Origin of the sequence: Micromonospora sp. NPDC053740 (assembly GCF_040677775.1) — a bacterium.
Classification (GTDB): Bacteria; Actinomycetota; Actinomycetes; order Mycobacteriales; family Micromonosporaceae; genus Micromonospora; species Micromonospora alfalfae.
Window position 1 is genome coordinate 768,307 of record NZ_JBFASO010000003.1, and the last position, 20,396, is coordinate 788,702.

Sequence of the window (20,396 nt, forward strand, 5' to 3'; positions counted from 1 at the left end):
CTACAAATGCCATATCCCATCATCGAAGAGGTCCAGCTCGACGAGGTGCGGCGCGGACTCTTCCGGCGTACCCGCCGTGACGTGGGACAGCTACCCCGACAGCGTCCTGGAACAGTCCTGGTATTCCAGGTCAGTAACCGTTATGTCATCGCGCCAGGACAGCGACTTCGCGGAGACGAACCCGTCGTCGTCGATGCTGCCTCCGTGAGCGTCGTTGACGTTCGGCAACGCATGGTGCCCGTCCGGCTAGAGTTACCGTCGGCCAATCCGGCGAACGTTTTTGCCGTGCGGGTTACCTTCAGCTGCCGAGTACGCGAGGCGGAGGCGGTCGTCGCCACCCATGCCGACATGCTGGAGGATCTGGCGTCGTATTTGCGGCAGGACCGGCAGCTTCGGGTGCTGGCCAACGGCTACACGCTCGAGGAATTAGCCGACGCGCGAGACGCCTTGTCTGCACAGATTGAGGCCCGGTTTAGCCTGAAGCCGGTGGAGTTGGAGGGCGTCGAGGTCCTGCTCGGCGACGTCGATGTGTTGACACCCAAGGACCTTATCGACTTTGAGCGCTCGCGCCAGGAGCTGAACCGAAGTCAGATTTTGGAAATGGTTCACCGAGACTTCGACCGCAGCCAGGCCGCACTGATCGAGGACATTCTGAATCGTGGTCCGCAGGCCGTCGAAGCTCTGGCGATCCGCCTCGGGGAGGTCAGTCTCGGCAACGCCACCATACGTAGCTACGGCGAGGACGACAAATCCACCGGCCGGCTTCTTGAGATGCTGACGAACCTAGCCTCCTACGGGCATGCTGACCAAGTGCCGATCGACACTGCTCTCATTATTGACAAGATCGTCGCGAAGGTAGCCCGCGATTCGCAATCGGTTACGTTTAGGGACACTGCCCTTCCACTAGGCGATACTGCGACTGCGATCGGGCGTCGGGAGACGTCCCAGGAGGCCCGTTCAAATAGCGGGAAAGAAGATGATGATTGGCGCGGCAGTTCGGAGCCCCAAGACGTCGACGACGATGACTTCTGAGCAGCGCAGGAAGGGGCCGGTGATCGGTCCGGGAACTTATTCCGCTGGAGGGCTCCTTAGCCGGATTGGGGGCAACGACGACGAGGTGCTCGCGCACGTCCCGGCAGAGAAGTCGCGTGCTACCGCCCTCGGCGGCGTGGTACTTGGCACCGCCCTCCTATCGGCGCTGGAAATGTATCTGCTGATCCACACTGTAAACGACGGTTTTGCCTTTCTCGCTCTTGTCGCCGTGCCCGCATGGTTCGCATTCATCTTGAGCTTCGACCGACTCCTCATGATTAAATTGTCCGGCGGCCAGTGGACGAACAAGCTCAAAATGACCGCACCTCGGGTCGTTCTAGCGATCCTGTTCGGGTTTGTGCTGGCCGAGCCGTTGCTGTTGGCAATATTTCACACAGCAATTGAGGAGCGAATTCGTTCCGAGCGGGCAGACACCGTAAGTAATGCAGAGGCCAGTTATCAGCGCTGCAACGCTCTGGCCCCGGATAGTCGCCGGGCCGGGCAAAACCTGCCGGAGTGTCGTGAGTACCTTCTGAGCGTCACCGCTGACGTTGCCGGCCCGGCCGACGAGCTAACTCGGACGAAACAAAGTTTGAATACTTTGCAGGAAAACTTCTCTGACGTTCAGGCTGCTTACGATAAGATGACCCAACGAACCTGGCGTGAGTGCAACGGGCTTACTGGTGACGACGTAACTGGGCGGCCTGGCGTTGGCCCAGAATGCCGGAACTTCCGCAACCAGCAGGATTTGTTTTACCGTGCTAATCAGATTGAGGGCAAAGGCGAGCAGGTCAAGCTCTTGCAGGATAAGTTGCCGATGCTCGAGAAGGACGTGCGCTTGGCAGTTCAGCTGTACACAGAGCAGGTGGGCGCAAAGACTAGTCAAGCTCTGAATCAGATCCGAGCAACACAGCAGGAAATCGGCTTGCTCGAAAGAATGGCATCATTCGACGAACTGCGCGCGGATAACGGATACTTGACTACGGCGACCTGGTTCCTCCGCCTGTTCCTCACTGCGATCGAGTGTGCCCCCGTGATCGTCAAGCTGTCCAGCGACAAGACAGCCTATGACGACATTCTTGACGCGACATTGCGTAGCCAGCAAGCAATTGCACTGAGTCGCATAAAGCGCACGGAACTGGACACTGCCTATGGTGACCGGTTGGCCGTCGAAGAGCGTCAGCAGGACCTGAAGGATGAGCAGCAGAAGCTCCGCCGGCGCGATCGAAGTCGAGATCTTCAGAGTGATATCGAGCTTGATCACGCTATTCGACAGCGCGCCGAGCAGTTGCGCTCTCAGAAAGCGAAGGCTTAGGGGGCTGCGCAACTGTCCGTCGTTGGCGACTACCGGAACGGTTTTCGGCGGCCTGGCTTGCTGTGCAGGCGTGGTCGGGAGCGTTCTGCGAGCGGTGTGCGGCTGCTGATCCAACCGCCGGCCACGGCCCCGGCTGGTGCCGACGGTGGATCGCCTTCTGGGTCACTGTCACTTCATCGCCCCCAAGCCCGGCGCGAACGCCGACCTTCGGGCGATGCCGGTCAATCCGCCGCCACCGAGCATCCAGGGAGCCGCGCGTCGCGGATCATCGATCGCCGCCCTCGGCCGAATACTGCTAACGACGTACGCAGTCTCGCCTGGCGGCGGCGACGGAGGATTGACGAAAGGCGGTCAGGATTGCCGTCGGCCGACGATGATTCCGCCGAGCCGGCTCTCCGCCGAGGTGACGGTGGTCTGCGAGTCGACGGTGAACCCGTGCTGACGCAGCCAGGCCGCCACCTGGGCTGGCTGCCGACGATGGACGTGCACGTTCATCGGGTGGCCGCCGTACCCCTCTGTCTTGAGCGTCGTCTCGTCGCCCACGTGGAACCCGAGCAGCAGGGGACCGCCGGGCCGGACCACCCGCCGGAAGTGCGCGAACACGGCGTCGATGTCGTCGTCGGGGATGTGGATGAGGGAGTACCAGGCGACCAGGCCGGCCACCGAGCCGTCGGGCAGATCGAGGTCGGTCATCGAGCCGACCTCGAACCTCAGCTCGGGGTGATCACGGCGGGCCACCTCGATCATCCCGGGCGAGAGGTCGATCCCGAAGGCGTCGACGCCGAGCGTGTGCAGGTGGGCGGTGATGCGACCAGTCCCGCAGCCCACGTCCGCGACCGGCCCGCCGCCGGCTGCCCGTACGAGATCGGCGAACGACGTCAGCGCGGCTCGTTCGTGCGGTGCCTGGGCCAACAGGTCGCGGACCAGGCGGGCGTAGCTGACCGCGACAGTGTCGTAGGAGGTGCGGGTCTCCGACAGCCAGTCGTCTGTGGTCACCACGCCAACGCTAGTTGAGCGACACACTGATGGCTGGCCATGCCGAGCCGACACTTTGGAGGCGTCCACCCATGACTTCCGCACCGGTGATCGTGAGTCTGCCGATAGCCGACCGCGCCACCTCCTACCGCTTCTACCGCGACGGCCTCGGCCTCGACGCCGTGGGCGAGTTGGCCGACGACGGCATCCCGGAGCCGTTGCAGTTCGTGGTCAACGACGGGCTGCGGCTGATGCTCATCCCGGTCGGCGGCTTCGGGTGGGTGATCGGCCGACACGAGGTCGCCCCGAAGGGCCAGAGCGAGTGCCTGCTCAACCTCGGTGTCGCTTCGTCTACCGACGCGGACAGGGTCGTCGGCCGGGCCCGCGCGGCCGGCGCCGAGATCATCACCGAGCCGGCGGACCAACCCTGGGGGTACGCGGGGGTCTTCGCCGACCCGGACGGTCACCTGTGGATGGTGTCCGCCGATCCGAAGTCCTGAAAGCGTCGGTGCCGGTGGTTACGGTCCGACGGTGACAGTGACCACCAACACCCCTCAGACGCTTCCCACCCCCGCCGACGAGGCCCGGCTGTGGGCGCTCATCGAGTCGGCCTGGGCGGAGCTGGGCGCCGAACCTCTGGCCCTGCGTCAGGCCCTCGTCGAGCGCGACCCCGCCGATGACGACGGCGACGACGATGACGGGCCGTCCTACGCGATCGACGCCTGGCTCGATGCCTTCCTGGATCGTCTCGGGCAGTTGACCGTCGAGCTGAGCGGGCAGGAGCTGACCGACCTCGACCGGGTGGTGGAGCGCAAGCTGCACGACATCGATCGGGAGGACATTCACGAGGTGACCGACGGGTCGGACGACGGCTTCCTCTACGCCCGAGGTTTCATAGTGGCCCTGGGACGGGCGTACTACGAAGCGGTCCGCGCCAACCCCGCTATGGCGCTGCTCGACGCCGACTGCGAGGGCATGTGTTATCTCTTCGCGCACCTGCACAACGACAGGTTCGGTTCGTGGCCGGAGACCGGCTCCGGGATCTCCCGGGAGTCGTTCGGCAACCCGGCCGGCTGGTCGGACTGGCGTGGGGACGAGCCGGGTCCCTCGCGCCCGGCCGAGGGGCAGCCGTCTCGGCCGGGCGGCGCAACTCAGGCGTAGATCTTCGTGGCGTACTCCGGGCCGTAGTACCGTTCCAGATCTTCGAGGCTCTCCGGAAGGGCTTCGACCTCCTTGATCAGGCGGGCCCGGGACGGGAGCACGTCGGGCTGCCAGGTCTCCGGCCGCCACAACGCGGACCGCAGGAACGCCTTCGCGCAGTGGTAGAAGATCTGTTCGATCTCCACCACCACGGCGAGGACCGGCCGGTGCCCCTTGACGACCATGTCGTCGAACCAGGGGGCGTTACTGACCAGGCGGGCCCGCCCGTTGATCCGCAGCGTGTCGGTCCGCCCGGGGATGAGGAAGAGCAACCCGACGTGCGGGTTGTCGAGGATGTTGCGGTAGCCGTCGGCCCGCTTGTTGCCGGGCCGCTCGGGCAGCGCGATGGTCGCGTCGTCCAGCACCAGGGCGAACCCGGCCGGGTCGCCCTTGGGCGAGACGTCGCAGCTGCCGTCCGCGCCGGCGGTGGCCATCAGGCAGAACGGCGAGGCGCCGAGCCACTCGCGGTCCCGTTCGTGCAGGCGGGTGCGTTCCTTGTTGGCGGCTCGCGCGTGCGGTACGCCGAGCAGCTCGCGCAACTCCTCGTGCGAGGTGATCTCCACCGTCACGTTGATCCTCCCTCAGCCGTTGACCCGGTGGTGGGCACCACCGTCGTCAGCCTAGGCCGCCTGACCAGCGCGAGGTTTGTGCCTGGTTGCCGGGGGTACGGCCTCACCCGACGCGCTCGCCGTAGGAGACCGTTCCGCAGCACGCCGACCAGTGGAGGCCGGGAGATGGAGAGCCGACTCAAGGTACTGGGTCACCCAGTCCATCCGATGCTGGTGATGTTCCCGGTCGCGTTGCTGGCCACCGCGGTGCTGTTCGACGTGGTGGACAGCGTCGGCGGTCCTGACTTCCTCGGCGAGGTCGCGTACTGGAACATCACAGTCGGCCTGATCGGCGGCCTGCTCGCCGCGGCGGCCGGCTCGTTCGACCTGCTGGCCATCCCGACCGGCACCCGCGCCAAGCGGGTGGGTCTGCTGCACGCGGGCGCCAACGTCGCGGTGATCCTGCTCTTCGCCGCTGTGTGGGCGGTGCGGCTCAACGCGGATTCCCGGGCTGCCGGCGGGGCACTGGTCGCCATCGAGGTGGTGGCGCTGGCGATTCTCGGCATCAGCGCCTGGCTCGGTGGCGAGTTGGTCGACCGGCTCGGTGTGGGCGTGGACAGCGACGCCGGCCTGGACGCGCCCAGTTCACTTCGGCCGCCGACGGCCACCCAGCGGATCGGAGAGGTGTGATGAGCGAGCAGCAGTTCGGCGGCTTCGGCCGGGGGTGGCGCGGCAGCCGGCAGCAGGGCTGGGACCCGATGGGGGAGTTGCAGTCGCTGCGCTCCGAGTTGAGTCGCCTGGTCGGTGGTCGCGGTGGGGGGTCCGACGTCGAGTTGACCGAGACCTCGGACGGCTGGGAGGTCGTCGTCCGGCTGCCCGGAGTGGCGCCGGAGGAGGTGGCCGTCGAGTTGGACGACCGCGAGTTGTGCGTGCGGGCCCGCTCGGAGGCGGAGGTCAACGCCGACCAGGGCATTCCCGGCGGCTTTGAGACGCGCGGCTTCGAATACCGGGTCACCCTGCCGGCGCGGGTCGACCCGGACACCATCGACGCGGTGATGGACCACGGCCTGCTCCGGGTCCGGCTGCCACGGGCGACCCGGCCCGCGCCGCGCACCATCACCGTCGGCCGCACCGGGCCGCGCTCCGGCGACCTCTCCACGGGTACGCCGATGCCAGCCGATCCCGCCGCGGACCGGGAGCTGCACCGCCCGGACACCGCCGGCGAGATCGACCGGCCGTAGCGGGCCGGGTGGTCACCCCGTCCGTGCTCGGCCCGACCACCGAGCGCCTTCCCCACGTGCGGCGGATCGCCGTGCTGCGCGCCAACGCGCTCGGTGATTTCATCTTCGCCCTGCCGGCGCTTGACGCGCTGCGCGGCGCGTACCCCGCGGCGGAGATCGTGCTGCTCGGCGCGCCGTGGCACGCGAAGCTCTGGCGCGACCGGCCCGGCCCGGTGGACCGGGTGCTGGTGGTGCCGCCGGCAGCCGGGATCCGTACGCCGGAGCCGGGCGAGCCGGAGTCGTCGATGGACGACTTCGTGGCTGCCGCCGCCGGTGCGGAATTCGACCTGGCGGTGCAGATCCACGGCGGGGGTGCCAACTCCAACCCGCTGATCAGTCGGCTCGGCGCCCGGTTGACAGTGGGCCTGCGCGCCGACGACGCGCCGCCGCTGGACCGGTGGCTGCGCTACGTCTACTACCAGCACGAGGTGATCCGCTACCTGGAGGTGGTGGCGCTGGCGGGAGCGCCGGCCACCACCATCACGCCGACGCTGGCGGTGACCGCCGCCGACCGGGCCGAGGCCGCCCAGGTGCTCGGCCCGGCCAGCCGTCCCCGGGTGGCGTTGCATCCGGGTGCCACCGACACCCGCCGCCGCTGGCCCGCCGAGCGCTTCGCCGAGGTGGCCCGTGCGCTGCACGAGGACGGCTACGAGGTGCTGGTCACCGGCACACCCTCCGAGCAGGAGGTGGTGGACCGGGTCGTCGCTGCGGCGCAGGTGCCGGTGCGCCCACAGGTGGGCACGCTCAGCCTGGGTGGGCTGGTCGGCTGCTACGCCGACTGCGCGTTGGTCGTCTCGAACGACACCGGCCCGCTGCACCTGGCCGCCGCTGTGGGCGCGCCCACCGTGGGCATCTTCTGGGTCGGCAACCTGATCAACGGGGCCAGCCCGCGGCGGGGCCGGCACCGGCCGATCAGTTCGTGGACGGTGCACTGCCCGGTCTGCGGTGTCGACTGCACACCGGGCATCTATCCGCACCGGCCCGGCGACGGTGACTGCCCGCACCGGGACTCGTTCGTGACCGACGTACCGGTGATCGAGGTGCTGGAAGCCGCCCGGGAGTTGCTCACCCCGTAGGTCAGGCCGGCTGCGGGGTGTCCTCGTCGGCGAGGACGACCTCCCACGCCTCCACGTCCCGGTCGGTGACGGTGGTGGGGGACTCCAGGTGGTACGCGCCGCTGGGCAGGATGCCAGCGCCGCCGTAGCGGGACAACACGGCGAGTTGCGCGGCCACGTCCTCCCCCTGGTGCTTCTCCTGCACCCGACGCCAGAAGTCGAAGCCGCCAGCGTCGACGAGCTTGGCCCGGTCGTAGAGCACGCACCCGCCGATCCAGGAGACCTTGTACGCCCGCCACGCGCCCGGCGGCAGCGCCAACTGCTCGGTGATGTGCAGCAGGTTCGCGGCCGAGTGGATCCGGGCCCGGTTCCACTGCGGGGTGTCGGGTCGGATCCGCTCCGGTGTGGGCGGGCCGACCCACTCCTCGTAGTGGCAGTGCGATTCCGGCCGTACGTCGTCGGTGTACGAGAGCCCGTGCACGCCGTTGCCGACGAACCCGCAGCCCAGCTCACCGATCGCGGTGACCAGTCGGTGCAGCGCACCCGGTTCCAGCCAGATGTCGTCGTCGAGGCTGAGGACGTACCGGGCGGCCGAGGCGGCGAGCAGATACGCCCGGTGTTCGGCCAACCCCCGTCGGGGCAGCCGGCGGGTCAGCAGCACCGGGTGGCCCCGGTGGCGCAGCGCCCGGACCATGGTGGCAGCTGCCGGATGCGTGTACGCCGGATCCCCGTCGGACTGGTCGCTGACGACCACGCCGAAGCCGGGTACCCCGTCCTGGGTGGCGAGCCCGCCCAGTGTGACGGCCAGCTCGGCGGGCCGGTTCCGGGTCGGAATCAGCACGTCCACCAGCCGGTCGGCGCGGAACTCCTCCGGGCTGCCGAGGTCCAGGGGGCGGTTCACGACGCCTGGGTGCGGGTGCGCAGCGACGGGTCGGGCTCCCGGTCGTTGAGGTGTGGCGACGGGTCCTGGCTGTGCGACCGGATCCGCTCGATGATCGCGGAGGTGGACCGGTCCGGCACGTACCCCAGGGTGCGCACCTGGCCGCCCAGCCGGCGCACCAGCGGCGCCTCCGGCACCAGCTCCGGCGGATAGTCGCCGCCCTTGACGTACACGTCCGGTCGGACCGCCTCGATCAGCGCGGCCGGTGAGTCCTCCTCGAAGACCACCACGTGGTCCACGCAGGCGAGCGCGGCGAGCAGGGCACCCCGGTCCTCGACCGGGTTGACCGGCCGGTCCGGCCCCTTCAGCCGTCGTACGCTTCCGTCCGAGTTGACCGCCACGATGAGCAGGTCGCCCAACGCGCGGGCCTGCTCCAGGTAGCGCACATGCCCGCGATGCAGCACGTCGAAGCAGCCGTTTGTGAAGACCACCGACCGTCCCGCCTCGCGGTACTCGGCGACGATCGCGTCCAACTCGTCGCCGCCGACCAGCGCGGGGTGGCTCGTGGTGTCGGTCGGCTGGTCCAACGCGGCGAGCAGGTCGTCACGTCGGCACACGCAGGTGCCGGTGTCCGAGACGGTGATGGTGGCAGCGAGTTGGGCGAGCTGGGCGGCGGTGGGCAGGGGCGCGTCGGCGGCCAGGGCCAACGTCATCGCCGCCAGGTACGCGTCGCCGGCACCCACCGCGTGGCTCGCCGGCACCGGGGTGCTGTGGCTGCGTCGTGGCTCCCCGTCGGCGCCGCCGACCACAGCACCCTCGGTGTCCAGGGTCACCGCGACCACGTCGGCACCGGTGTGCGCACGCAGTTCGGCAAGCCGCGACTGGGCCAGGATCGCCCGGTCGACGCCCTCTCCGGCCCGGGTGTTCACTGTGACGCCGGTGCCGGTGACGCTGAGCCCGTCACCGGTGAGGGCCACCCGTCCCTCGCCCGGGGTCGGCTCACCGACCGGTCCCGGGCGGTCGACCCGGGCCAGCTCGGCGGCGGTGTCGTCGGCGCGTACCGCCCCCGGTGCCGCGCCGACTGTCATCTCGGACGGTCCGTCGACCGGGTCCCCGCCCGGGTGTTCCAGGTGCAGTTCGGTCCCGCCGGTCGGTCGGGTCGTACCGCCCGCGCGGGCCAACAGCCGGGTCGCCTCGGCGAAGCTGGGGGTGACCACCGTCGGCGCGAGGCCCCGCCAGTCGGCCAGGTCGTGGGCGTCCAGCGCGACTGTGGCGTACCGCTGGCGGTTCTCGACCAGCCACGCGCGGACCGGCGCGGGCAGCGCGCCCAGGCCGTAGTCGCAAACCACCAGTGTCGGCGCCTCCCCACCTGCGGCGGCACGCAACTCCTCGGTGGCGCAGCTCAGGGCGATGAGCAGCCGGGTCACCCCCTCGTGGTCCAGCGCGTCCTCCGGGTCGCCGGAGTCCTCACGCAGCAGGATCTGGTTGCCGGCCAACATTCGCCGCTTGACCGGGGTGGGTCGCCCGGGCTGGTTGACGGTGCGGTCCCAGACGCTCGCGCGGTCCAGGCAGTCGTGCAGTTCGTCACCGGCGACGTCGGCGCCGACCGGTGCCACCAGCACCGCCCGACCGCCCAGGGCCGCGACGTTGACTGCGGTGTTCGCGGCCCCACCGGCGGCGGAGATCCGCCGGCGCAGGGTGAGAACCGGGGCGGGCGCCTCCCGGCAGAGCCGGTCGGAGTCGGCGAACCGCCATTCGTCCAACATGGCGTCACCGACGATCAGTACTGGGCGTCCGAGCCAGCTCTCCACGACGGTGGCGAACCGGCGCTGCTCCGCTGCTGCTCCTGCCATGCCTCCCCGGGTCCCCAGCGGCCTGGCGGGCAAACCTGCGCGCAGACCGGCCCCGCCGCTGCTCAGGCGGTCTTTCGGCGGCCCCTGACCGGTCCTCGCCGGTCCGAACCTGTCCGCCCTGTTTCGGGTGTTCGAGGGCGGGAAGGGAAATGAGGTACCCCCGGAAAGGAGATGTACCGAGATGGCAGCGACATTGCAGGGCAAGCGGATCGCCTTCCTGGCCGCCGACGGCGTCGAGGAGGTCGAGTACGTCCAACCACGCGAGGCGGTCGAGAACGCTGGCGCGACGGCCGAGCTGGTCTCGCTGAAGGCCGGTTCCATCCAGTCCTTCAACCACCTGGACCACTCCAGGACGTACGACGTGGACGTGACGGTCGACAAGGCCGACGTCGCCGGTTACGACGCGTTGGTGCTGCCCGGAGGGGTGGCGAACCCGGACTTCCTGCGGGGCGACCCGGACGCGGTGCGGTTCGTGAAGGCGTTCTTCGACGCGGGCAAGCCCGTCGGGGTGATCTGTCACGGCCCGTGGACGCTGATCGAGGCGGACGTGGTGCGGGGCCGGCGGATCACCTCCTGGCCGACCCTGCGTACCGACCTGACCAACGCCGGAGCCACCTGGGTGGACGAGGAGTGCGTCACCGACGGCAACCTGACCAGCAGCCGCAAACCCGACGACCTCCCCGCCTTCTGCGCAGCAATCACCAAAACCTTCACCACCCCCTAACCCCACCCCCCTCGGTTGATCATGAAGTTATTGCCCCTCGGCGCGGCGTGTCGTGGCAATAACTTCATGATCAACCCGGGTGGAGCGGGTGGGGTGGGGGTGGGGAGCAGGTGGGGGTGGGGGTGGGGTTTTTTGCTGGGTCGGCGCATGTTCTGCGGCTCGCGGGATAGAAGGGCACATGACCACCGAAGCCTCAGATGCGCCGGTGCTGAACCGTCAGCAGATCCGGCTGCTCATGTTGGGCCTGATGACCGGCATGCTGCTGGCCGCACTCGACCAGACCATCGTTGGTACGGCGCTGCCAACCATCGTGGGCGAGCTGGGCGGGATCAACCACTACTCCTGGGTGGTCACCGCGTACCTGCTCGCCTCGACCGCGTCGACGCCGCTCTACGGCAAGATGGCCGACCTGTACGGGCGTCGGCCGGTCTTCCTCTTCTCGATCGGCACGTTCCTGGTCGGGTCGTTGCTGGCCGGGCTGTCGCAGAACATGACTCAGCTGATCGTCACCCGGGGTATCCAGGGTCTCGGCGCCGGTGGTCTGCTGACGCTCGCGTTCACCATCATCTCGGATGTGGTGTCACCGCGGGAACGTGGTCGGTACCAGGGCCTGTTCGGCGCGGTCTTCGGGATCTCGTCGGTCGCCGGGCCGCTGGTGGGCGGTTACTTCGCGGAGACCGACTGGCGGTGGATCTTCTACATCAACGTGCCGCTGGCGATCCTGGCCATCGTCGTCTGCTACCACGTGATGCGGTTGATCCCGTTCGAACGTCGGGACCATTCGATCGACTGGCTCGGTGCCGGCCTGCTGGTGGCCGGGGTGAGTTCCCTGCTGCTCGCGCTGAGCTGGGGCGGCAACGAGTACGCCTGGGGATCCGGCGTGATCATCGGGCTCTTCGTGGCCGGTGTGGTGCTGGGGGTGCTCTTCGTCCTCCAGGAGGCCCGGGTAGCCGAGCCGATCCTGCCGCTGCGGCTGTTCCGGAGCGCCACCTTCGCGTTGGCCAACTCGGCACTGCTCATCATCGGTCTGGTGATGTTCGGTTCGATCATCTTCATCCCGCTGTACCTGCAGATCGTGAAGGGCGCCTCGCCGACCCGAAGCGGTCTGCTGATGCTGCCGATGATGGCCGGCATCATCATCACCTCGATCCTGACCGGTCGTGCGATGACCCGGATCGGCCGCTACAAGTGGTTTCCGGTGGCCGGTTCGGTGACCCTCCTGGTCGGCATGTTCCTCTTCACCCAGTTGGAGGTGGCCACCTCGCTGTGGGTGGCGTTCGGGTACATGGTGGTGATCGGCGTCGGGCTGGGCCTGTGTATGCAGTCGCTGATCCTGGCGGTACAGAACGCGGTCTCGGTACGCGACCTGGGTGCCGGCACCTCGTCGGCGACCTTCTTCCGGTCGCTGGGCGGTTCGTTCGGGGTGGCGATCCTCGGCACGGTGCTCTCGTCCCGGCTGACCGGCGGGCTCGCCGACCGGTTGCCCGGCGCGATCGCTCAGCTCCCGCCGCAGGAGCAGGCCGCTGTCGCGGCGAGTGGCGGCACCAACATCTCGATCAACGACCCGGCTACGATCCTGGCCCTGCCGGGGCCGGTGCGTGCGGCCATCCAGGGCGCCTTCGTCGACGCGCTGGACATGGTCTTCCTGACCGCCGGCCTGATCGCGATCGTGGCGGTGGTGGTCACCCTGACACTGCCCAACACGCAGCTGCGGGGCGCCGGCCCGCAGGGTGCCACAGGTGGCGCCGACCCGCTCGGCGGGGAGGCCCCGGCTCCGGGCGGCAAGCCGTTGACCCGCGAGTCGAAGGAGGAGGCCGCCGCCGACATGGAGGCCAAGTCCCAGACGATGATTTGAGCGTCTCGACACCGACCGCCCCGGACCGCTCCGGGGCGGTCGGTGTCAGCCGTGCCCTAGGTGGTCAGGCGGGGCGGCGGTAGGCGCCGTACCACCAGGTCGCGGCCAACTCCCGGGCGGCTGCCGCGTCGGTCTCGGGGTCGGCCGAGGTCGTGCTGACGTGGTCGGCCAGGAAGCGGTCGCCGCCGACCACTATCAGCCGGCTGGCCGCTGTCACGTCCAGGTCGGCGGGGGTACGCCCGGCCTGCTGCTCGACCCGGAGCGCGTCCACGGTGCGGGCCACGAACTGCTCCAGCCCGGCCGCCCAGTACTCCCGGACCGCCTCGTCGTACGCGGCGACCTCGCTGACCGCTGCGAGCACCGGGGCGTACGTCCGGTATATCCGGATCACGTCGGCGAAGACCTCGGTCAGCCGCGCGAGCGGGTCGCCGGGGCCGCCCGGGTCCCAGTCGCCGGTGCGGTCGAACGAACTCTCCCGCATGGTGCCGGCGAGACGCATGAGCAGCTCGGTCTTGTCCCGGAAGTGGGTGTAGAAGGTCGACCGGGCCACGCCGGCCTCGGCGGCGATCCGCTGCACGCCGAGGTCGGTGAAGCGGATTCCCTCCTTCAGGAGCCGTTCGGTGGCCGCCAGCACCCGCGCTTCGACTGCCGCGCGTCCGTCGGGGTTGCGCGGGCGGCGGCGGGTGATCGAGGGCATAGCCGGAATCCTAGGTGGCTGGGGGTCGGGTGGGCGACGTACGCTCGTTGCCGGACACAGTGTCCGACATAGTGACCACGGAGTGCCTGACCTCGGCCTCCGACCCACCACGAGGAGCGACACACGTGAAGTACCGACTGCTGGGCACCACCGGGGTGTACGTCTCGGAGATCTCGCTCGGCGCGATGACCTTCGGCGGTAGCGGGCACCCGCTCTGGGGCACCCTCGGTGGGCTGGCGCTGCCCGAGGTGCAGCGGCTGGTGGACACCGCGCTGGACGCGGGCGTCAACTTCGTCGACACCGCGGACGGCTACAGCGACGGCGAGAGCGAGGAACTGCTCGGCAAGGCGCTCGGCAAGCGGCGTCGCGACGTCGTACTGGCGACGAAGGTGCACTCCCGGACGGGCCCCGGCCCGAACGACGTCGGCACCTCCCGGCTGCACATCATGCAGAACCTGGAGGACAGCCTGCGCCGACTGGGCACCGATCACATCGACCTATATCAGATCCACAACTTCGACCAGATCACTCCCATGGAGGAGATGCTGCGCGCGCTCGACGACGCGGTCCGGCAGGGCAAGGTCCGCTACATCGGCGCCGCCAACTTCGCCGCGTGGCAGATCTCCAAGGCGCTGGGTATCTCCGCCCGGGAGAAGTTGGCCGGGTTCGTCTCGGTGCAGGAGTACTACTCGCTGCTGGGCCGGGACGTGGAGCGCGACGTGGTGCCGATGGCGCTCAACGAGGGTGTCGGGCTGACCGTCTGGAGCCCGCTCGCCGGTGGTTTCCTGTCCGGCAAGGTCAACCGGGACGGTGCCGTCGCCGACAGTGGCGCGCGCAGCGCCCAGCCCGGGTACGCCAGCTTCACCCCGTTCGACCCGGAGCACGCCTTCGGAGTGGTCGACGTGCTCAAAGGCGTCGCCGAGCGGCACGAGGTGAGCCCGGCCCGGGTGGCCGTCGCCTGGCTGCTGTCCCGACCGGCGGTGACCAGCGTGATCGTCGGTGCCCGCAAGCACGAGCAGTTGGTCGACAACATCGCCGCCTCGGATCTCACGCTGACCGAGCAGGACCTCACCGAGCTGGACGAGGCCACCAAGCTGCCCGTGGCGTACCCGAACTGGATCCAGGAGGGGTTCTTCGCCGGGATGCGCTACCCGCAGTAACGCGGCCCGGCCGACCTACTTGAGGATGAGCCGGTTCGTCTGCTCGAAGACGTCCAGGTCGGCAAGGGTCTCGATGACCGAGGTGGAGAGTGGGGCGGGAAACCGGTCGCGGGCGAAGAAGCCGGCGTCGGTGGTCTCGTCGGTGACCCGGGCCAACTGCCCGTCCCACTCCTCCACCTTGAACGCCGTCGTGAACACCTGGTACGTGTGGCCGTACATGTTGGTGCTCGTCCGGTCCGGCCCGGTGTAGAGCGCGAACGCGCAGACCCGCAGCGCGCGCAGCCCGGTCTCCTCGCGGACCTCGCGTACCGCGCAGTCGGCGATCGACTCGCCCAGCTCCATCGCGCCGGCCGGCATGGCCCACTGGCCGTTGTCCGAGCGTTTGATCAGCAGAATGCGTCCGGCGTCGTCGTTGACCACGGCACGGGCGCCGACGAACATCAGCGTCCGGTCCCCGGCGAGCGCGCGCAACTGCCCCACGTATGAGTCGGCCCAGGAGATGCTCACCTGCGACAACTTACGGGGGTTCCCAACGTGTGACCGCCGACACTAGCTTGTTACCCATGCGTAGCACGATGATGGACGCCCCTCTGCAGATCTCCCGGATCCTCGACCACGGTGCGCTGGTGCACGGCACGGCCGAGGTGGTCACCTGGACGGGTGCCGAACCCCGCCGGATGACGTACGCCGAGGTGGGCCGGACCGCCGCCCGGCTGGCGCACGGGCTGCGCGACGAGTGCGGGGTGACCGGCGACGAGCGGGTCGCGACCTTCATGTGGAACAACAACGAGCACCTGGTCGCCTACTTCGCGGTGCCGAGCATGGGCGCGGTGCTGCACACGCTGAACATCCGGCTCTTTCCCGACCAGGTCGTCTACATCGCCAACCACGCCGAGGACCGGGTGGTCCTCGTCGACAGCACGCTCATCCCGTTGCTGGCCCGGGTGATCGGTGAGCTGACCACTGTGCGGCACGTCGTGGTGGTCGGCGGCGGCGATCCGGCTCCGTTGGTGGCGGCGGCCGGCGACCGGATCACCGTGCACCACTGGGACGCGTTGCTCGCCGACCGGCCCGAGGTGTACGACTGGCCCGAGGTGGACGAGCGCGACGCCGCCGCGCTCTGCTACACCTCGGGCACCACAGGCAACCCGAAGGGTGTGGCCTACTCGCACCGGTCGATCTACCTGCACTCGTTGCAGGTCTGCATGCCGGAGGGGTTCGGCCTCGGCCCGACCGACCGCGAGTTGGCCATCGTGCCGATGTTCCACGCCATGTCCTGGGGCCTGCCCTACGCGGCCTTCCTCTCCGGCGCGTCGCTGATCATGCCGGACCGGTTCCTCCAGGCCGCGCCGATCGCCGAGATGATCGCCGCCGAGCGGCCCACCCTGGCCGGCGCGGTGCCGACCATCTGGACCGACCTGCTGGCCTACCTGGACACCCACGACGTGGACACCTCCTCGCTCGGTGAGGTGATCGTCGGCGGTTCGGCGTGCCCGCCGGCGCTGATGCACGCGTTCGACGAGCGGCACGGAATCGACGTCATCCACGCCTGGGGGATGACCGAGATGTCCCCGCTGGGGTCGGTCTCACGTCCACCCGCCGGTGCGACCGGTGAGCAGGCGTGGCGTTACCGCTACACCCAGGGGAGGGTGCCGGCGGGCGTGCAGGCGCGGATCGTCGGCCCGTCGGGTGACCCGATGCCCACCGACGGCACGGCAGTGGGCGAGCTGGAGGTCCGAGGGCCGTGGGTGACCGCCCGGTACGTCGGTGACGACGCCCCGGACGAGGAGAAGTTCCGCGACGGCTGGCTGCGCACCGGCGACGTGGGCACCCTCTCGCCGGACGGGTACATCAACCTGACCGACCGCGCCAAGGACGTGATCAAGTCCGGTGGTGAGTGGATCTCGTCGGTGGAGTTGGAGAACGCGCTGATGGCCCACCCGGCGGTGCTGGAGGCGTGCGTGGTGGGGGTCCCGGACGAGCGGTGGGACGAACGTCCGCTGGCCACTGTGGTGCTCCGGGAGGGCGCTTCGGTGACCGCCGAGGAGTTGCGGGACTTCCTGGCCGGGTCGGTGGCGCGCTGGCAGTTGCCCGAGCGTTGGGCGTTCATCGACACGGTGCCGAAGACGAGTGTCGGCAAGTTCGACAAGAAGGTCGTCCGTTCGCGGTACGCCGAGGGCGAGCTGAGTGTCCGGGAGCTGACAGCCCCGTAACGTTTTCCCCGGCACTGTCGCCTGTTAAGGCGGGAGTACTCCTGAAACCCTCCCCAGGGGCGGCCCCGGCGTTCGCACCGCGCCGGGGCCGCCCGCTCCACGCGGGGTGACCCGCACCGTCATTGTTGCGAAAATTGTTCGCTTCTGTCCTGCTGACGGGGAAATCGGGTTCCCGGCGACCCGATCAGGCGTCGCTGGTGTTGATGAGCACCTTGCCCACCGTCGAGTCCTCCACCGCCTGGTGCGCCGCGGCCGCCTCCGCCAACGGGTAGTAGTGCAGCGGCAGGCCAGCGTCCGCGCCGACCCGGATGCCACCCTGGCTGGCCGCCGCCGCCACGTCCTTCACGCCCAGCGCCTTGGCCGCCTTCGGCTCCGTGTAGACCAGGACGAACTGCCAGCGGGCGTTCGGCGCCATCATCGCCCGGATCGGGATGGTCACCTCGTCCCCGCCGTTGTCGGCGTACATGCAGACCGCGCCGCCGTGCCGCAGCACCCGGGCGTCGACAGCGGCGTTGCGGGCGGGGGAGACCTCAACGATCGTGTGGACCCCGTCGGGGGCGATCTTGTGGACCTCCTCGACCACGTCCTGCTCCCGATAGTTGATCACGAAGGAGGCGCCGGCCGAGGCCGCGAGCTGAGCCTTCTCCGCGCTGCTCACAGTGGCGATCACAGTGGCGTCGGCCCAGCGGGCGAGCTGGATCGCGGCGTTGCCGACAGCGCCAGCACCGCCCTGCACCAGCACCGTGTGATCCGCCAGCGCCCCGGCCCGCAGCGTGTCCGGCATGAACTCGCCAGCGGTCAGACAGCGGTGCGCGGTGAGGAACGGGATGCCCAGGGCCGCGCCCAGCTCGAACGGAGCGGCGCCGAGACGTACCGCCTGCCGAACCGGCACCAGCGTGTACTCCGCCGTCGTGCCCCACTGTCGCTGCCAGGCGGCCTCCCAGACCCACACCCGCTCACCGATCAGGTCGGGGTCGACCCCCTCGCCGACCGCCTCGACCAACCCCGCGCCGTCCTGCCCGGGGATCTGCCATCCGTTCGGCGGGGCGTTACGGCGGGACTTCCAGTCGGTCGGGTTGACCCCGGAGACCGCCATCCGCACCAGGACTTCGCCCGCGCCCGGCTCCGGCACCGGCCGGTCGACCAGTTGCAGCACCGAACTGTCGCCGTTGCGCTCGTACACGATGGCCTTCATCAGTGGTCTCTACCCGGCTCGGCCCGGGTCAACCCAGCTCGTCCACCAGCTCCGGCGTCAGCTCACCGATCGCGTTCAACGTCACCGCCGCCAGCCCGGCGGCGTCCGGGTCGAGCGGGTACGAGCCGTGGGGCACCGCCACCACCCGCATCCCCGCCGCCGCGGCGGAGCGCACCCCGTTGGACGAGTCCTCCACTGCCGCGCACCGGTCCGGGTCGACGCCGAGGCGCTGCGCCACGCTCAGGTACACATCGGGTGCCGGCTTGCCCCGCTCGGTCTGCTCGGTGGAGAGGGTGGCGCCGAACGCGTCGGTCAGGCCGGTCGCCGCCAGCGCCGCCTCGATCAGCCGGGTCGGCGACGAACTGGCCAACCCGAGCGGCCACCGCGCGGCCAGCCGGCGAACGACCTGGTCGGCGCCGTCGATGAGGGGTACGTGGTCCCGGTAGCGTCGGGTCATCTCCTCGACCACCTCGACGGCGACCTGCTCGGCGGTGCGGTCGACGCCCAGCTCCCCGCTGAGGTAGTGGGCCCACTCGCCGGTGCTCATCCCCATGAGTCGGCGTTGCGTGTCCGGCTGCCACGTCCCGCCGTGCGCCGCCACGTACGCCCGGCGGACCTCCTCCCACACCGGTTCGGAATCCACGATCACGCCGTCCAGGTCGAAGACCACCGCATCAGTCACGGGCCCATCCTGCCCGACTCGCGGGTGCCCGGTCAGCCGGGCAACGCGGGCAGACCGAGCGGGCTGCCCTCGGGGAGCAGGGCATGGCCGGACCGGGCGATCGGCTCCAGCAGCTCCCGGAGCCGGTCCGTGTCGTGGGCGCCGAGCGCCTGCCACGGGTGCGCGGCGGCCCGGTCGGTGGCGTCCTCGATGGCCTGGAACTCGGCGCGGGCGTGGTCGGTGGCCGCGCCGTCACCGGTCAGCCAGCCCCGCTCGGTGAGCCGCCCGCGGGCGGCGTGCCACTGCTCCTCGGACCAGCCCCGGCCCAGCAGGTACTGCGGCGGCGAACCGTCCAGCGCGACCCGCCCGGTCAGCGTCTCCACCGGGTCCAGGCCGGCGGCCACCAGCGCCGCCACGTGCCCGTCCCCCCGGTGCTCGCGCAGCGTGGTGGCGGCCTGCCACAGCCGCGCCAGCGGGTATTCGCCGGCCGGGAGGGCCGCGTTGGCCGCGCCGAGCACCCGGCCGGCGGTCTGCGCCGCCGCCGCGGCCCGCTCCAGCAGGTCGGCGGCCTCCACCAGGTGCGACTCGGGTAGCTCGTAGGTCAGCTCGGCGAGCGCCTGCACGGCACCGGTCAGACGGGCGCGCAGCGCCTCCGGCGGGGTGGCCAACCGCCACACCGCCGGCAGCGCGCGGGCCACCATCGGCGGCGCGAAGTTGAAGAAGGCGGCGACCACCGGGGCCGCCTCGGTGGCCCCCAGCGGCGCGGCCCGGCCGGCGAAGTAACCGCGCCAGTAGCCGCGCAGCCCGACCGCCTCGTACGCGGCCCGGGCCCGGGGGTGCAGGTAGGTGACGGTGTGCACCGGCTCGAAGTACGCCCACATCGACCGGGCGGTCCGCCCAGGCTCGTCCAGCGCCGTCACATGCACCTCCGCGTCCCCGTTCCGGATGCTCACCCCGGGCGGCGAACCGCCCGGGGTGACGCCGAACCTACTGCCGCTGGGTGACGGGCCGGAAGCCCCATGTGAACAACTCCATCGCGTCCCGGCGACAACCGGGACGACCCGGACAGGTCACTGGGCGGCGATCACGTCCACCACGAAGCGCAGCGGACCGGTGGGACGTCCACCGGCGGCGGCCTCGTCGTTGCCGTACGCCAGCTCGCCCGGGATGTCGAGCTGCACCCGGCTGCCCACAGTCACTCCGACCAGGCCCTGGTCCCAGCCGGGGATGACCTGACCGACGCCGATCGGGAAGGTGGCCGGCTGCCCGCCCTTCCAGGAGGAGTCGAACTCCTTGCCGTCCTTGTAGAACACCCCAACGTAGTTGGTGGTGATGTTCTGGCCCTTCTGCACGGCCGGGCCCTTGCCCTTGATCAGCGGGGTGACCGTGAGCTTCTTGAGGTCGCCAGTGCCCGGCGTCACCGTCGGCTTGGTCTTCAGTGCCGGATCGGCGTCGGCGGGCAGCTGCGGCGCGGGCGGCGCGCCGGCCTCGTCGGGGGCCGGGGCGGAGGCGGACGGGGTCGAGTCGGCCTGGGTCTTCGGCTTGTCGTCACCCCCGCCGATCGTCACGAAGACGCCGATCAGCACCCCGACCACGGCGACGGCGGCGAGGCCGCTGGCCCACGCGTTGCGCTTGCGCCTCGCGTCGGCGGCCTTCTTCGCCGCCAACTGGGCGGCCAGGCGGCGCCCCGACTTGGTTGCCGGGCTCTGGTCCGGGCCCGTCTGCTGCGTCCGCTCGCTCACGTCGTCGACTC

General features: G+C 69.9%; 21 protein-coding genes. 11 read left to right on the forward strand and 10 right to left on the reverse strand.

Annotation, left to right across the window (positions count from 1 at the left end; all coding sequences use genetic code 11):
• Positions 1–6: 6 nt before the first annotated feature.
• Both AB0K35_RS12400 and AB0K35_RS12405 read left to right on the forward strand, forming a co-directional pair.
• The gene (locus AB0K35_RS12400) at positions 7–1,032 is read left to right on the forward strand and encodes an SPFH domain-containing protein (RefSeq protein ID WP_363885186.1); all 1,026 of its coding nucleotides are present in this window, start codon (positions 7–9) and stop codon (positions 1,030–1,032) included.
• On the forward strand, positions 1,022–2,347 hold the full coding sequence (locus AB0K35_RS12405) for a DUF4407 domain-containing protein (protein ID WP_363885188.1): 1,326 nt from the start codon (positions 1,022–1,024) through the stop codon (positions 2,345–2,347). The genes AB0K35_RS12400 and AB0K35_RS12405 overlap by 11 nt, the downstream gene beginning before the upstream one ends.
• A gap of 351 nt (positions 2,348–2,698) precedes the next feature.
• Here AB0K35_RS12405 and AB0K35_RS12410 read toward each other — a convergent pair whose 3' ends face one another.
• Entirely contained in the window at positions 2,699–3,343 is a 645-nt protein-coding gene (locus tag AB0K35_RS12410; protein WP_363885189.1) for a class I SAM-dependent methyltransferase, read from the reverse strand.
• A gap of 71 nt (positions 3,344–3,414) precedes the next feature.
• Here AB0K35_RS12410 and AB0K35_RS12415 point away from each other — a divergent pair, with 71 nt between their 5' ends.
• Positions 3,415–3,822, forward strand: a complete 408-nt coding sequence (locus tag AB0K35_RS12415) for a VOC family protein (RefSeq protein ID WP_363885191.1) — start codon at positions 3,415–3,417, stop codon at positions 3,820–3,822.
• Between the two features lie 31 nt (positions 3,823–3,853).
• Positions 3,854–4,483, forward strand: a complete 630-nt coding sequence (locus AB0K35_RS12420) for a DUF4240 domain-containing protein (protein WP_363885193.1) — start codon at positions 3,854–3,856, stop codon at positions 4,481–4,483.
• On the opposite strand, the gene AB0K35_RS12425 is transcribed toward AB0K35_RS12420, so the two are convergent.
• The gene (locus tag AB0K35_RS12425) at positions 4,474–5,091 is read right to left on the reverse strand and encodes a pyridoxamine 5'-phosphate oxidase family protein (protein ID WP_363885195.1); all 618 of its coding nucleotides are present in this window, start codon (positions 5,089–5,091) and stop codon (positions 4,474–4,476) included. The genes AB0K35_RS12420 and AB0K35_RS12425 overlap by 10 nt on opposite strands.
• Positions 5,092–5,256: 165 nt before the next feature.
• Between AB0K35_RS12425 and AB0K35_RS12430 the strand changes: the two genes are divergently transcribed.
• The 3 genes from AB0K35_RS12430 to AB0K35_RS12440 are packed head-to-tail and all read left to right on the forward strand — an operon-like array spanning position 5,257 to position 7,426.
• On the forward strand, positions 5,257–5,760 hold the full coding sequence (locus AB0K35_RS12430; RefSeq protein WP_363885197.1) for a DUF2231 domain-containing protein: 504 nt from the start codon (positions 5,257–5,259) through the stop codon (positions 5,758–5,760).
• Positions 5,760–6,311 carry an Hsp20/alpha crystallin family protein gene (locus tag AB0K35_RS12435; RefSeq protein ID WP_238668835.1) on the forward strand — a complete coding sequence of 184 codons (552 nt, stop codon included), beginning with the start codon at positions 5,760–5,762 and terminating at the stop codon, positions 6,309–6,311. The genes AB0K35_RS12430 and AB0K35_RS12435 overlap by 1 nt, the downstream gene beginning before the upstream one ends.
• Before the next feature lie 8 nt (positions 6,312–6,319).
• Positions 6,320–7,426 (forward strand): glycosyltransferase family 9 protein, encoded by a 1,107-nt coding sequence (locus AB0K35_RS12440; RefSeq protein ID WP_363885199.1) that lies wholly within the window; start codon positions 6,320–6,322, stop codon positions 7,424–7,426.
• A 1-nt stretch (position 7,427) separates the two neighbouring features.
• On the opposite strand, the gene AB0K35_RS12445 is transcribed toward AB0K35_RS12440, so the two are convergent.
• Both AB0K35_RS12445 and rfaE2 read right to left on the reverse strand, forming a co-directional pair.
• Entirely contained in the window at positions 7,428–8,306 is an 879-nt protein-coding gene (locus AB0K35_RS12445; protein WP_363885201.1) for a glycosyltransferase, read from the reverse strand.
• The gene (rfaE2, locus tag AB0K35_RS12450) at positions 8,303–10,138 is read right to left on the reverse strand and encodes a D-glycero-beta-D-manno-heptose 1-phosphate adenylyltransferase (protein WP_363885203.1); all 1,836 of its coding nucleotides are present in this window, start codon (positions 10,136–10,138) and stop codon (positions 8,303–8,305) included. Before rfaE2 ends, AB0K35_RS12445 begins: the two co-directional genes overlap by 4 nt.
• A gap of 181 nt (positions 10,139–10,319) precedes the next feature.
• Between rfaE2 and AB0K35_RS12455 the strand changes: the two genes are divergently transcribed.
• Positions 10,320–10,862: a type 1 glutamine amidotransferase domain-containing protein gene (locus tag AB0K35_RS12455; RefSeq protein ID WP_238668841.1), complete on the forward strand. Its 543-nt coding sequence runs from the start codon at positions 10,320–10,322 to the stop codon at positions 10,860–10,862.
• Between the two features lie 178 nt (positions 10,863–11,040).
• On the forward strand, positions 11,041–12,717 hold the full coding sequence (locus tag AB0K35_RS12460; protein WP_238668843.1) for an MDR family MFS transporter: 1,677 nt from the start codon (positions 11,041–11,043) through the stop codon (positions 12,715–12,717).
• A gap of 64 nt (positions 12,718–12,781) precedes the next feature.
• Here the strand turns inward: AB0K35_RS12460 and AB0K35_RS12465 are convergent, their stop codons facing one another.
• Positions 12,782–13,414, reverse strand: coding sequence for a TetR/AcrR family transcriptional regulator (locus tag AB0K35_RS12465; RefSeq protein ID WP_238668844.1), 633 nt, complete (start codon positions 13,412–13,414; stop codon positions 12,782–12,784).
• Positions 13,415–13,539: 125 nt separating this feature from the next.
• Here AB0K35_RS12465 and AB0K35_RS12470 point away from each other — a divergent pair, with 125 nt between their 5' ends.
• Positions 13,540–14,574 (forward strand): aldo/keto reductase, encoded by a 1,035-nt coding sequence (locus AB0K35_RS12470; protein WP_363885206.1) that lies wholly within the window; start codon positions 13,540–13,542, stop codon positions 14,572–14,574.
• A gap of 15 nt (positions 14,575–14,589) precedes the next feature.
• Here AB0K35_RS12470 and AB0K35_RS12475 read toward each other — a convergent pair whose 3' ends face one another.
• Positions 14,590–15,081, reverse strand: a complete 492-nt coding sequence (locus tag AB0K35_RS12475; RefSeq protein WP_030334282.1) for an NUDIX domain-containing protein — start codon at positions 15,079–15,081, stop codon at positions 14,590–14,592.
• 56 nt (positions 15,082–15,137) lie between these two features.
• Between AB0K35_RS12475 and AB0K35_RS12480 the strand changes: the two genes are divergently transcribed.
• Positions 15,138–16,787 carry a fatty acid--CoA ligase gene (locus AB0K35_RS12480; protein WP_238668847.1) on the forward strand — a complete coding sequence of 550 codons (1,650 nt, stop codon included), beginning with the start codon at positions 15,138–15,140 and terminating at the stop codon, positions 16,785–16,787.
• Positions 16,788–16,971: 184 nt separating this feature from the next.
• Here the strand turns inward: AB0K35_RS12480 and AB0K35_RS12485 are convergent, their stop codons facing one another.
• The 4 genes from AB0K35_RS12485 to AB0K35_RS12500 all read right to left on the reverse strand — a co-directional run bounded on the left by AB0K35_RS12485 (position 16,972) and on the right by AB0K35_RS12500 (position 20,385).
• Positions 16,972–17,982, reverse strand: a complete 1,011-nt coding sequence (locus tag AB0K35_RS12485) for an NADPH:quinone reductase (RefSeq protein WP_363885208.1) — start codon at positions 17,980–17,982, stop codon at positions 16,972–16,974.
• Positions 17,983–18,010: 28 nt separating this feature from the next.
• Complete coding sequence (locus AB0K35_RS12490; protein ID WP_238668850.1) at positions 18,011–18,664, reverse strand: HAD family phosphatase; 654 nt, start codon at positions 18,662–18,664, stop codon at positions 18,011–18,013.
• A 32-nt stretch (positions 18,665–18,696) separates the two neighbouring features.
• Entirely contained in the window at positions 18,697–19,524 is an 828-nt protein-coding gene (locus AB0K35_RS12495) for a hypothetical protein (RefSeq protein ID WP_238668911.1), read from the reverse strand.
• 189 nt (positions 19,525–19,713) lie between these two features.
• The gene (locus AB0K35_RS12500) at positions 19,714–20,385 is read right to left on the reverse strand and encodes an FKBP-type peptidyl-prolyl cis-trans isomerase (protein WP_238668851.1); all 672 of its coding nucleotides are present in this window, start codon (positions 20,383–20,385) and stop codon (positions 19,714–19,716) included.
• Between the last annotated feature and the right edge of the window lie 11 nt (positions 20,386–20,396).

Bases quoted from the DNA above. Each gene is read 5' to 3' on its own strand.
- AB0K35_RS12460 (WP_238668843.1), top strand. From the start codon at position 11,041: ATGACCACCGAAGCCTCAGATGCGCCGGTGCTGAACCGTCAGCAGATC.
- AB0K35_RS12400 (WP_363885186.1), top strand. From the start codon at position 7: ATGCCATATCCCATCATCGAAGAGGTCCAGCTCGACGAGGTGCGGCGC.
- AB0K35_RS12465 (WP_238668844.1), bottom strand. From the start codon at position 13,414: ATGCCCTCGATCACCCGCCGCCGCCCGCGCAACCCCGACGGACGCGCG.
- AB0K35_RS12495 (WP_238668911.1), bottom strand. From the start codon at position 19,524: ATGTGGGCGTACTTCGAGCCGGTGCACACCGTCACCTACCTGCACCCC.
- AB0K35_RS12435 (WP_238668835.1), top strand. From the start codon at position 5,760: ATGAGCGAGCAGCAGTTCGGCGGCTTCGGCCGGGGGTGGCGCGGCAGC.
- AB0K35_RS12485 (WP_363885208.1), bottom strand. From the start codon at position 17,982: ATGAAGGCCATCGTGTACGAGCGCAACGGCGACAGTTCGGTGCTGCAA.
- AB0K35_RS12430 (WP_363885197.1), top strand. From the start codon at position 5,257: ATGGAGAGCCGACTCAAGGTACTGGGTCACCCAGTCCATCCGATGCTG.
- AB0K35_RS12455 (WP_238668841.1), top strand. From the start codon at position 10,320: ATGGCAGCGACATTGCAGGGCAAGCGGATCGCCTTCCTGGCCGCCGAC.
- AB0K35_RS12415 (WP_363885191.1), top strand. From the start codon at position 3,415: ATGACTTCCGCACCGGTGATCGTGAGTCTGCCGATAGCCGACCGCGCC.
- AB0K35_RS12480 (WP_238668847.1), top strand. From the start codon at position 15,138: ATGCGTAGCACGATGATGGACGCCCCTCTGCAGATCTCCCGGATCCTC.
- rfaE2 (WP_363885203.1), bottom strand. From the start codon at position 10,138: ATGGCAGGAGCAGCAGCGGAGCAGCGCCGGTTCGCCACCGTCGTGGAG.
- AB0K35_RS12405 (WP_363885188.1), top strand. From the start codon at position 1,022: ATGACTTCTGAGCAGCGCAGGAAGGGGCCGGTGATCGGTCCGGGAACT.